The following is an 11708-nucleotide window of genomic DNA, read 5'->3' on the forward strand; positions in this document are numbered from 1 at the left end:
AAATTTGAAATTTCATTCAGCCAAAATGGGTATCTCCTTGACGCACGTAGTATTACGTTTCAGCAAATCAGTTGCCGTTCGCGGTGAGCTTGTCGAACCGCTGGTTCCGCGCCAGCACTGGCCTTCGACAAGCTCAGGCCGAACGGCGTCTTGTCATTTTTGGTGAATCGATCTGTTACGTGCGTGAAGTGGATACTCATTTCAGCCAATTTCATGATATCAGCGAGTTTTACATGTTATTGCAGTGCACTATCCCTGCTACAATCCTTTGCCCAGCTTGCAAAGTTCTATACGTCCATCAAGCGAATTCATGAACGCTCAGATTGAGCATGTAAATATGCTCCTTACGGCAAGTTCAGATAGACACTCCACTCGTGATACCTGTGCAACTAGAAAATTTCTGGTTTTTTGCAAGGAACACCGTGATTCAAGAAATATGCGCATTCCAAACGGACTATAAATGAACCTGCTTAAAGCTCTTGGTACCATAGGCAGTTTTACGCTGGCTTCGCGCATACTTGGCATAATCCGCGATGTATTAGTTGCGCGCGTTTTCGGCGCGGGCATGGCGACCGATGCTTTTTTCGTCGCCTTTAAGCTACCCAACCTGTTGCGCCGCTTATTCGCGGAAGGTGCATTCTCCCAAGCCTTCGTGCCAATTTTGGGTGAATATAAAAACCGTCGTGGGCATGAGGAAACCAAGCTGTTGGTCGATCATGTAACCACATTGCTGGCAATCATCCTGTTCATTGTTACGCTCATCGGCGTTATTGCTGCGCCGATTTTGGTCTACATCAGTGCACCGGGTTTCGCAGTTACACCGGCGAAATTTGATCTTACTGTCCAGTTGCTACGCATTTCTTCTCCTTACATATTTTTCATTTCGCTGGTCGCCGTGGCGTCGGGGATACTCAATACCTACAATAAATTTTGGGTGCCTGCATTTACCCCCATTTTGCTCAACGTGTGTTTTATCGGCGCTGCGCTGTGGCTGGCTCCGTATTTTGAACCACCTATCATGGCGCTGGCATGGGCGGTATTCATAGCGGGATTTGTGCAGCTTGCATTCCAGCTGCCATTTCTGAAAAAAATCGGTATGCTGCCGACCCTACGTCCCAACCTGAAAGATGCGGGCGTGTGGCGTATCATCAAACAGATGGGACCAGCGGTATTCGGTGTATCGATCAGCCAGATCAGCCTTATCATTAACACCATCTTCGCCTCTTTTCTGGTGGCGGGCAGTGTATCCTGGCTTTATTACGCCGACCGCCTGATGGAGTTTCCATCTGGCGTATTGGGTGCGGCAATTGCCACTATTCTGCTGCCATCTTTATCCAAACATCACTCCGATGGCCATCTGGTTGAGTATTCCAAGTTGCTCGACTGGGGGTTACGCCTGACCTTCATGCTCACCTTGCCCGCGGCTCTCGCACTAGGCATGATTGCGGTGCCACTTCTGGCAACCTTCTTTCAGCATGGCGCATTTACTGCGCACGACGTGCTTATGACGCGTAACGCGCTGGTCGGCTACAGCGTCGGCCTGATCGGCATTCTCTCGGTGAAAGTTCTGGCACCGGGTTTCTATGCTCGTCAGGATATCAGGACCCCGGTGAAAACCGGCATCATCACCTTGCTCGCTACCCAAGCGATGAATTTGCTGTTCATCGGCTGGCTGCAACATGCAGGGCTGGCGCTGGCCATCGGTCTTGGTTCTTGCCTTAACTCTGCCATCCTGTTCTACCTGCTGCGCAAGCGTGATATCTACCAGCCAGAACCTGGCTGGGGAAAGTTTCTCGCCAAGCTGGGTGCGGCAATGCTGGTGCTGGGATTGACGCTCTGGTTTGGTATGGGTAGTGAGCAAAGCTGGCTGACCAGCGGCGGCTGGATACGTATCTGGCGACTAACTGGATTGGTAGTGATGGGTATGACGGTGTATTTTGCCGTGCTGTGGTTGCTCGGTTTTCGACTTAAAGATTTTTCAAGGCGCGGTGCATGAAGTTGCGAACGCAATGTCCTCAGGCACCACTTGTCTTATCGAGTTGATCCTCTGCCAGTGGCAAGCAGCTTGTTACTGGCAAACCTTCAGGGCAGCACTCCCAGGCCCTGCATCCTTTGAGCGCAATGCGCTAATGGGTCAAGTTCATTGTGGCTTGGGAATGGACTGTTAGTGCTTTATTGAATTATAAATTTAATAAGACCGCAGTTTTGTTAAGCGTGAAGTCTACCGTTTTCAGATTTGCGGCGGCGCAATCCACCCATACATGCAAGGGCCAATCCCATCAGAGCCAAAGTGCTGGGTTCTGGGACGGAAGTCAAGGTTGGAGGGGTATTGCCGATTCCATCACTTACCACAACCGAATAGCCGGGATGATCTAAAGCCCAAGTTGGGTCGATTGTTATTACTGGATCGATAAGACCACTAAATGTGTACGTTTCATTGGCATAACTCCTTACATATGGCGTGTTTTCGTAGAGAAAGGCACCAACTTCCATTATGATTAGATTGGCATTATTCGGAGTAACCCAAAAGTCAAACGACTCACTAAAATCTGAATACAGATGACTTGACCCACCGTTCTGCTGCGTGAAATTTTCAGTGGGCTGCACGTTAGTTATTCCTAAGCCTGAATTCCCACCGGTTCTCAATCCATAAGTTCTTTGATCATACCCGCTAGAGGTATTTGTGCCGAAATATGATGTTATATAACTATTCGGAGAATTTGGGTTCAGATTATAAGTATTGAGTTGGTAAGGAAGGTAACTATAGTCATTGTTAATCCACCCAGATGTTGAAATGTGAACCAGTACCGGTGTGCCAGCAGCGCCCTCAATTACCCACTGGTAAGTTAAGCTGGCCGAGAGCGAGGGTGCATTTACCGATGTTGTGGGGGTTGTAGCTAAAAATTGAATGAATGGCGATCCTGATAAATTTCCACTGATTGTCGTTCTTCCTTCACCTATTCCAGATACAGAATGTGTTCCAAAAATGGTTTGATTGGATGCTGTTGGCTGGCTGTATGGATAGGTATATATATTAGAGTTAACTGTAGCCTCCATAAGAATCGTTGCATAAGCATTTTGAGCTGTGCTTGCTAGTGAAATAAGCAGGGCCAGAATTAATTTTCTCGCAGTCATTGTAGTAATCCTCCTGAGTTAAACCACGCCAAATAACACGTACCTGATCAATAAGCAAGAAATGCGCCATTAAGTATTTTTTTACTATTGTGTTTACTAATCAATTTATTAGTAAAACAGCAAGAGCAGATATCCGCAGATATAACAGAGTAATGTAAAAAAATCTGACACTCAAAGTGCTGGTGATTGAACTTTACACAGTATCCATGAAGGGCAATTTGTATTGAGTTGTTTGCATGTGCAGGGGTAAAACGTACCTGAAATTTGGAACACGATGCTTGCGGTATATCGCACTACGCTCACGTAAATTCGTGTGGTTAGTTTTTGCTGATTGCACCACCAGAACCTGTAAAATGGACATTGTCACTGGGGAGTAGTCCTCGTCCGACCTTGTCCAGTCATTGGAGCTTTTTATGCTAGAAAATCTTCACCCTCTGATATCCGAACTCATTTCTTTTGGAAATGCGCAGTTCATAAGACATTTGCATGCAATATTGAGGGGAGACGAATGACTAATCTTGTTTTAGAGCTGGTTATGATGCTTTTTATCATTCTGGCCGCCTCCGAACTCTTCACCAATGCATTAGAGCACCTTGGCGAGCAACTAAAAATATCGGAAGGCGTGACCGGTTCGGTGTTCGCTGCTATCGGAACGGCTTTGCCCGAAACAATGGTTCCGCTGCTCGCATTGTTCGCCGGTACGAAAAACATCAGCATTAATGAAGAAATTGGTGTCGGCGCTATTCTGGGCGCACCCCTAATGCTATCAACACTCTCTACTTGCCTTATGGCATTTGCCATTCTTCATCGGCGTGGATTCAATGGCTATGTTCGTCCGGAACGTAGTGGTTTCATACGTGATTTAAATTTCTTTCTGTTTGCTTTTATTCTCGCCGCTGTGGCTATGTACATTCCGCAGGATGCACGCACCCTCCGTGGCGCGTTAAGTTTTGCACTGGTTCTCACCTATTTCATCTACATTTTACTTACGTTGCGTGCCTCGGAAAAGCTGGTCGAGGATGGACATGGCACGGCGGCTGAAGGCAAGATGTTCTTTGCCAAACTGGGGTTGCCGACTAATCTATGGATCATTTTGCTGCAACTAGGGATCGGGTTGGCTCTGCTGATTTTTGGTGCCAAGGGGTTTATCCACGGTATTGAAGGTACTTCGCACATCTTGGGTATTTCTGCATTGCTGCTGTCTCTGCTCATTATTCCGATAGCGACCGAGCTTCCTGAAAAAGTAAACAGTATTTTATGGATTCGGCGTGGTAAAGATACGTTGGCTTTCGGAAATATTACTGGCGCGATGGTGTTTCAAGGAACGTTGTTACCTGCCATTGGAATTATGCTAACACCTTGGCAACCGCGTATAGAAGTGTTGACCGGTGTACTGATTACCTTGGTTGCCGCCGCATGGCTCCGTTTCCATTCTCGTTCAGGCGGATTACCGGTGTGGGCGCTACTTGTAAATGGCGGCTTTTACGTTATCTTTCTCGCGATCACATTATCGCGATAGGGCGTGAATTAGCTGCACATGGGGCGGGGAAGTTCTCGGTAAAAAATAGAATGAACGAACCAAGGTGATATATTTTATGTGGCCGAATTCAAAAATAAACGACGGAAATTTGTTGTAGTAGCATGCGCCACCTCTGAAAGAGAAATGCCACGCAATTTGGCTATTTCTTCCGCTACATGCTTAACATAGGCGGGTTGGTTGAGTTTGCCGCGATAGGGCACCGGGGCGAGATAGGGTGAGTCAGTTTCAATCAATATGCGCTCAAGTGGAATATGCCGCGCTACTTCTTTCAACAAAATAGCATTCTTGAAAGTAACGATACCGGAAAAGGAAATGTAGAAGTTCATTTCAATAGCTGCTTGGGCGACTTCCAGGCTTTCGGTAAAACAGTGCATGACGCCGCCAATTTCGGCAGCGCCTTCTTCAGCCATAAGGCGCAAGGTGTCTTGTGCCGCCTCACGGGTGTGAATAATGAGAGGTTTACGGCACTCGCGTGCAGCGCGAATATGGGTGCGGAAGCGCGCACGTTGCCACTCCAGATCACCTTTTAAACGAAAATAATCGAGGCCGGTTTCCCCGATAGCAATGATTTTAGGGTGCTGTGCCAGCTGTACCAGTAACGCTTGGGTTGGCTCAGTATCTGATTCATGGTCTGGGTGCACACCAACCGAAGCATAGATATGCTCATATTTTTCTGCGAGCAATTGAATTTGAGGAAAGTCTTCTAAATTTACCGAAACGCACAGCGCGTGAGTAATTTCGTTCTGGCGCATGTTTGCCAAAACTTCATCGAAGATTGCGGTTAGTGCCGGGAAATTGATGTGGCAATGCGAATCTATAAACATAAAGTATTAGTGAGTAAAAGATTATTATGGCGCTCTTGGTGATCATCCAGTGTCATATATTGGCTCCTAACATCATGTGCCGGTAAGACAGCAGGATGGATTCAAATAATAGCTTGGGATTCAAAGGATGCAACGCCTCACGTTTTGCGATGATTAACTCATTTTGATAACGTAGCAGGTTGAATATGGCAATATTATTGGAAAGATTTTTTAATAAATCAGTAAGATAAGGATGATATCTAACCTTTCCCGTGAGCTTCGCGCTGCCTAAATCATAGCACCATTGTTGCAACCAATGGATGACATGAATCGGTTCTATGCGTTGCAACTGTTCGGCCAAAGCAAATACATCGAATTGGGCGGGCTGTTTGATTTCCTGCAAAAAAAGACTGTACTCACTTTCCCCTATAGCTTCCTCAGCCAGGCGTGCCGCTAGTAACGGAGCAAAGCCAGCCCGTGCCAACATTGCTAGTGGATTGGCATATTTCTGCTGTTGCAGCCAGGTAAAACTTGCCTCGAGTGATGGCATTGGAGCCTCGAGAGTGAGGCAGCGGCTTACGATAGTGGGTAGCAATTGCTGTGGTTTATGGCTAATCAAAATAATCAGCATCTGCTCGGGGGGTTCCTCCAGCGTTTTGAGCAAGGCATTCGCTGCATTGGTATTCATTGTTTCCGCGGGATGAATCACTACTACACGATGGCCACCCTGATGTGTGGATAGGTTGATGAAATTCGCGAGCGAGCGCACTTGATGAACAGAAATCTCTTGGCTCGGTTTTTTCCCTTTCTTTTGTTGTTCCTCAAGAACTTCTTCAGCGATTCTCTTTGTCCAACTCTTCAAGGTCAAAGATGCTTGAGTTTTGCTGGATTCCTGCATTTCGATCGATTGCGCGCCCGATATCAGCAAACGAAAATCAGGGTGAGTACCTTGTTCAAACCAGTGACAGGAAGTGCAACCTTGGCAAGCCAACTTGCTACCCAATGAGTTTTTGCACAGCAAAGAGCGGGCGAGATTCATGGCGAAATCTAACTTACCTATTCCTTGTGGCCCTTTCAATAGGATTGCATGCGGCAAACGTGCACGCAATCCGATCCAGCGTTGCCAAAGCTCATCTTGCCATTCGTACAGTTCATTCATTAACAAATTTATATTTTTCAAGTAATTAAGAGTCAATCACAACTGGTTTTAGCTTTTGAGCTTATTGGTTAGCGCGGGTTATCACAAACCTGTGTTGCAAATTAATATTCAAGCATCTCCACCGATGCTGTTGTTATTGGGAGGGTTTCAGAAACAAAAGAGTATTGATATATCGCGGATAATGCAGCTCTGACGAGTATTGAATTAGACTAGTGGTATTTACTGCATTCTTACTACACGCTTCAGCACATTCACTGCCCCCTATAGCGAACGGAATCGGCGACCTGCATTACTGTGCGTGGAGGGACTTCGCCAACCACCGTTACCAAATAATCGCCCTTTTCTTTACTGTAAACATGGATTGCCCCTCGGCTGGATAGACCAAGTTTTCTATTAAAATGATTCCCCAATGTTTCGATAAACACGGAGATGCCAGCCAATCCGTCAGAAAATACAAAATGGATCACGTCTGTCTTTTTACCAGGCAGTGGGCGACGCATTTCCATGATTTTCTTGAAACCGGAAGGAACGGCAACGACCTTCCAATCGTTCGTTGCAGTCTGTGTGCTGGTTTCGGACGGCGTGGCATGAGATTGTTGCTGTAAAGTGGTAGTGGATTGACCCGTTATCACCTGCGTACGCTCAATGTCACCGCCTATTTTTAGCTGGATAAAAGTATATTGCTCCACCATCTGTCTACGTTCGTCCAGCACGGCAGCTTTTAACAACAGGCCGGAATCCCTGTGTGCCCACATTTTATGAGTATAGCGCAGCGTATCTTTAGGCTGGAATACGATGGCCTGAGTGTCAAAACCGGCGATGCGTGCCTGTTCGGCGGTATGAATCAAGTAATTCTCGTTAAGCGCAGATAGTTGCTCCGGTAGCAGAGCAGGGAAACTTTTACCGCTATATTGCCTTTCGACCTGCACGGCTTTGTGGTCACCCACATACCACAAAATTTCTTTGTTATTACGGATGAACTCACGACGTGGGCCTTCCAGACTTTCAAGCTTCTCGTGCTCACCGTTCTGGTCGGAGATGTGAGTAATCCGCGCGGTCTCCATATTACCGTTATGCTGATATACAAAAGTCCCACTGTAATCGGTTTGGTGCGTAGCAAAAGCAATAGTTTGCAGCCAATCTAAGTCAACTTGCCTGCCAGTGTCGGCGAATGCTGGAGCGACGGCAAAAAATAAAACCACGATCAGCGCACATCTGGCCTTCATGGTTACTTATCCTCCTGAAGACGTGCCACTGTATGAACATAGGAAGTCATACCATAGACATCGGAACTGGGTGAAAACTCCTGATGTGCTATCAGATAATCATCCAAGCCGTTAGCAGGCAGGCTAGCAGAATGTACTGCATTTGACTGTAGCATGGCGATTTGCGGAGCAGTCTCAGGCCCAATTTGCACTGATAGCCATGCTACTAGTGTTAATGCCATAATTGATGCAGCGGCAGAAAGCGCGAACCATTGGACATTATGGCTAACACGACTGTGCGGTGCGATAACCGTGGGTTCGGCCTGTAAACGTTCCCGTATGGCAATATTAATATTGGCATGAACATGATCGGATTGGCGCAATACATCGCTAATCAGATGATAGGTTCGCCATTCGTCATGTTTGTCAGGATTTCGCTTCAATTTGTCGAGAATTGCTTCCGCATCGTCATCGAACAACTCACCATCCATTAATGCTGAAATTTCCTGCTTCATGTTCACCACCTCTTGTCTTTACTAGTTCCCAGCAATGGCCGTAAATTTGTTGCAATCGCTTCACGCGCTCGAAAAATACGAGAACGCACGGTGCCGACCGGACAATTCATCGCGGCTGCGATTTCCTCATAGCTCAATTCTTCGATTTCACGCAAAGTGAGTGCGGTACGCAAATCATCAGGCAACTCCTGCAAAGATAAGTTCACTACGTCAACCACTTGTTTACTCATTAATTCGTTTTCAGGTGTGCTAACTTCATGTAACAACCCCGCATCCTCGAAGCCTTCTGACTCTTCCGCATCGAATAGGGTAGTGGTTGGAGCGCGTCTCTTGAGCGCTTGTAGATGATTTTTAGCGGTATTAATGCCAATGCGATACAGCCAAGTGTAGAACGCACTTTCTCCGCGAAACGTCGGCAAGGCACGATAAGCCTTTATAAAGGCTTCTTGAGTCACATCCTCGACCTCAACTGAATCGCGCACGAAACGCGAAATTAATCGCGCCAGCCGACGCTGGTATTTGGAGACTAATAATTCGAAGGCGTGCTTATCCCCGCGCTGTGCGCGATCAACCAATTGCTGATCGACTTCCTTCTCGCCCATTCTGTTACCCTAAGTTTTATCATGCCGCCTCCAAGGCGGCTCGCTAGTATAACCGGACAGGCGAGAGGAATCAGGCCCACCGTATAAATTTGGCAAAGCATAAAAGCATAATGAAATTAGTTCATATATAGCAAAGGTCATTTTTCCGCAAACAAGCAAGATTTGCCATAGTTCAAATTCAATAAAAACATGAACTTTAGGTTTGTTCTAGTCTGTGTAATAAGATAATTCCCTTTAGAGTTAACAACCAACCGGATAGCTAGCATGTTGCAATTTGATATTCTGATTATAGGTAGCGGACGGGCAGGGCTTTCATTGGCGTTGGAGCTTGCCGACCAGCGAAAAATCGCCGTCATCACCAAGAAATCGTTATTGGAAGGTGCAAGTGTTTGGCACAGGGTGTTACGGATACAGACGATTGGTGGAAAATGCCAGCCGATAAGCATTGGTTAACTGATATCAATCGCTTTCTAGGGAAGCGCTGATTAATTCGCGTTTCAAAATTTCACACATTAATAATCAATTGGTTACGCGCGAAATTCCGCGAAATTTTGAATTAATCAGCGTCTCCCTAGGTTTAAAACTTGGTGTTTCACTCAGTGATTAATGTCTGAAGTATGTACACGGGCAAACAATTGAGTTGCTACTGCTCAGCAGCCTAGAACGTCATGTTCTTATCCACGATGCGGCAGTCATCTATCTGCTGTTGGTGATTTTCTGAAACTCGGGCTCGGGAATGAAGCCGTCCCGATTGGGCATTTTTATTTTCGGCAATGTGTCCTTATCAAGCTTCTCGTCTTGAGGCACAATTCCACTCAAACTTAGAACATAGGCCGTTACTGCGTAGGTATCGTCGATACTGAGCGATCCAGGTGTCTGGTAAGGCATGGCCCGGCGAATGTAATCGAACAGTGTTGTTGCATAAGGCCAGTAACTGCCTACAGTTTTAATAGGTTTCTCCGAAGCCAGCGTACCCAGTCCACCGGCCAGCCGATCCTTGATGCCGTCCTTGCCATTGGCTCCGTGACAAGCCATGCAGTTCAGTTCATAGACGGTCTTCCCGTACGCCACTGTGCCGCTACCGGCCGGGAGGCCTTTGCCATCCGGTCTGACATCGATGTCCCACAGTTTGATTTCCTCCTGTGTCGCTGGACGTCCGAAATCATGGGCAAATGCCGAGAATGTAAGCGAAGCGGTAGCAATTGCGCCCACCATGATCATGATGTGTTTATGCAAGAACATTACGAACCCTCCCTTCCGCGTTGATGCTCCAGGTTTGCTGTGCGTTATAGTGAAAGAGTGCATTCGTTCCCATATGATTTATCAGTGTTTTTCGATCAGGTTGCACATTTCCCTTTTCGTCTGTCGATCGGCTGACAATCTTGGTAGGCTTGCCATCCCATTCCCAATCCATCTGAAAGCGTGCCTGCGCTTTGGGCAGAACAGGATAGTTCAATTGCGCGCTGCTCCAGGTCTTGCCAGCATCGGTGCTGATTTCGACATCCTTGATTTTGCCATGCCCACTCCAGGCAAGACCGGTAATGCGGTTGTACCCCGGCTTGATTTCCATCATCCCGGAGGGGGACGTGATCACCGAGTTGATTTCCTGTCGTAATTGGAACTGCCTGGCTTTGCCATTGGGCATTAGACTGGTGTAGCGCGCGGTTTCCCAGCGAGTCATAAACGGCTGATTGCCGAATTTCAGTCGTCGCAGCCACTTCACGCTCAAGTTGCCTTCCCATCCCGGAATGAGCAACCGAATCGGAAAGCCGTGCGCAGGCCTTAGCGGCTCGCCATTCTGGGCATAAGCGACAATCGCCTCATTCATGATTTCGTCAGTCATGGGGATGCTGCGTGCCATACCTGCAGCATCGCCTCCTTCTGCCAGCATCCATGTTGCTTCAGGTTGCATGCCGACGATATCGATCAGAAATCCAAGCGGAACCCCCGTCCATTCATTAGTGCTAATCAGGCCATGCGTGTTCTGAACGGTCAGACTCTCGTCGGCCTGCTTCCAGTTTTCCCACCCGTTGCCTGAGCACTCGATGAAGGCGATACGCGAGACCGCGGGCATGGTTTTAAGATCATCCACTGTCAGGACCAAGGCTTTCTTCGTCATGCCATGGATCAGGAGCCGGTGTTTGATTGGATTGAGATTGGGCACACCTGAGTGGCTACGCTCGTAGTGCAAGTCCGATGGCGTTATGGTGCCCACTAGCTTGTTCAAAGGCGTCTTTGAATTAATGGCGACACTCGGGTTAACATTGCGCAACCCGGGGCCCGCTTCGGGGATTCGGCTGAGCTGAACAAACTCTGATCGTTCACTGTGCCCGCTCAGTGGCGCCCCGACTGCACGAACTGGCACGTCGTTGAGACTGTCGGCCAACGCGTGGCGCCCGACGACGGTTCCGATAACCCCGACAGTTGCAACCCTCAAGAACTTTCTACGGGATGCAGGGCCAACCTTCGGTACAATTGGTTCATGGTCATTGTTCGACATCATCTACCTCCTACTTTGGTGTGATCTATCTCGATGCGGGATTGTCTCGACAATGATCGTGCCCCTGTTGTCCGCACGCCATAGGCTGCCCATTATGGGGACTTCCCGGCGGCTGTCAAATAAATTGACGCCTGAAGTGGGGTGAGTTATTTTAAAATGTGATGCGATTGGCCGTGGCGCAGCGACAACGGCAATGGCTCGAGGATCTTTGGGCTCAAGCCGCAACCAATCCGGGTCCGTCTCGGTTTG

Annotated in this window: 12 protein-coding genes; 3 read left to right on the plus strand and 9 right to left on the minus strand. The window is 47.7% G+C overall.

Translation table 11 applies throughout. The features are described 5' to 3' along the window. Positions 1-59 precede the first annotated feature (59 nt). On the minus strand, positions 60-200 hold the full coding sequence (locus MKZ32_RS06865) for a hypothetical protein (protein ID WP_239796589.1): 141 nt from the start codon (positions 198-200) through the stop codon (positions 60-62). 260 nt (positions 201-460) lie between these two features. Between MKZ32_RS06865 and murJ the strand changes: the two genes are divergently transcribed. Next, positions 461-1996, plus strand: coding sequence for a murein biosynthesis integral membrane protein MurJ (gene murJ / locus MKZ32_RS06870; RefSeq protein WP_239796590.1), 1536 nt, complete (start codon positions 461-463; stop codon positions 1994-1996). Positions 1997-2208: 212 nt separating this feature from the next. On the opposite strand, the gene MKZ32_RS06875 is transcribed toward murJ, so the two are convergent. Continuing rightward, positions 2209-3135 (minus strand): PEP-CTERM sorting domain-containing protein, encoded by a 927-nt coding sequence (locus MKZ32_RS06875; protein ID WP_239796591.1) that lies wholly within the window; start codon positions 3133-3135, stop codon positions 2209-2211. A gap of 508 nt (positions 3136-3643) precedes the next feature. On the opposite strand from MKZ32_RS06875, the gene MKZ32_RS06880 reads away from it, so the two are divergent. Continuing rightward, positions 3644-4654 (plus strand): sodium:calcium antiporter, encoded by a 1011-nt coding sequence (locus tag MKZ32_RS06880; protein ID WP_239796592.1) that lies wholly within the window; start codon positions 3644-3646, stop codon positions 4652-4654. A 74-nt stretch (positions 4655-4728) separates the two neighbouring features. Here the strand turns inward: MKZ32_RS06880 and MKZ32_RS06885 are convergent, their stop codons facing one another. The 5 genes from MKZ32_RS06885 to rpoE all read right to left on the minus strand — a co-directional run bounded on the left by MKZ32_RS06885 (position 4729) and on the right by rpoE (position 8959). Next, positions 4729-5499 carry a TatD family hydrolase gene (locus MKZ32_RS06885; protein WP_239796593.1) on the minus strand — a complete coding sequence of 257 codons (771 nt, stop codon included), beginning with the start codon at positions 5497-5499 and terminating at the stop codon, positions 4729-4731. Positions 5500-5551: 52 nt separating this feature from the next. After that, positions 5552-6637 (minus strand): DNA polymerase III subunit delta', encoded by a 1086-nt coding sequence (holB, locus tag MKZ32_RS06890; RefSeq protein ID WP_239796594.1) that lies wholly within the window; start codon positions 6635-6637, stop codon positions 5552-5554. Positions 6638-6888: 251 nt separating this feature from the next. Further along, on the minus strand, positions 6889-7863 hold the full coding sequence (locus MKZ32_RS06895) for a MucB/RseB C-terminal domain-containing protein (RefSeq protein WP_239796595.1): 975 nt from the start codon (positions 7861-7863) through the stop codon (positions 6889-6891). A 2-nt stretch (positions 7864-7865) separates the two neighbouring features. Next, positions 7866-8357: a sigma-E factor negative regulatory protein gene (locus tag MKZ32_RS06900; RefSeq protein ID WP_239796596.1), complete on the minus strand. Its 492-nt coding sequence runs from the start codon at positions 8355-8357 to the stop codon at positions 7866-7868. 2 nt (positions 8358-8359) lie between these two features. After that, complete coding sequence (rpoE, locus tag MKZ32_RS06905) at positions 8360-8959, minus strand: RNA polymerase sigma factor RpoE (protein ID WP_239796597.1); 600 nt, start codon at positions 8957-8959, stop codon at positions 8360-8362. Between the two features lie 264 nt (positions 8960-9223). Here rpoE and MKZ32_RS06910 point away from each other — a divergent pair, with 264 nt between their 5' ends. Further along, entirely contained in the window at positions 9224-9412 is a 189-nt protein-coding gene (locus MKZ32_RS06910; protein WP_239796598.1) for an FAD-binding protein, read from the plus strand. Positions 9413-9655: 243 nt separating this feature from the next. On the opposite strand, the gene MKZ32_RS06915 is transcribed toward MKZ32_RS06910, so the two are convergent. Beyond that, positions 9656-10201, minus strand: a complete 546-nt coding sequence (locus MKZ32_RS06915) for a c-type cytochrome (RefSeq protein WP_239796599.1) — start codon at positions 10199-10201, stop codon at positions 9656-9658. Then, on the minus strand, positions 10188-11462 hold the full coding sequence (soxC, locus tag MKZ32_RS06920) for a sulfite dehydrogenase (protein WP_239796600.1): 1275 nt from the start codon (positions 11460-11462) through the stop codon (positions 10188-10190). The genes MKZ32_RS06915 and soxC overlap by 14 nt, the downstream gene beginning before the upstream one ends. Positions 11463-11708: the final 246 nt, after the last annotated feature.

It is taken from the genome of Candidatus Nitrotoga arctica (assembly GCF_918378365.1).
GTDB classification, from domain to species: domain Bacteria; phylum Pseudomonadota; class Gammaproteobacteria; order Burkholderiales; family Gallionellaceae; genus Nitrotoga; species Nitrotoga arctica.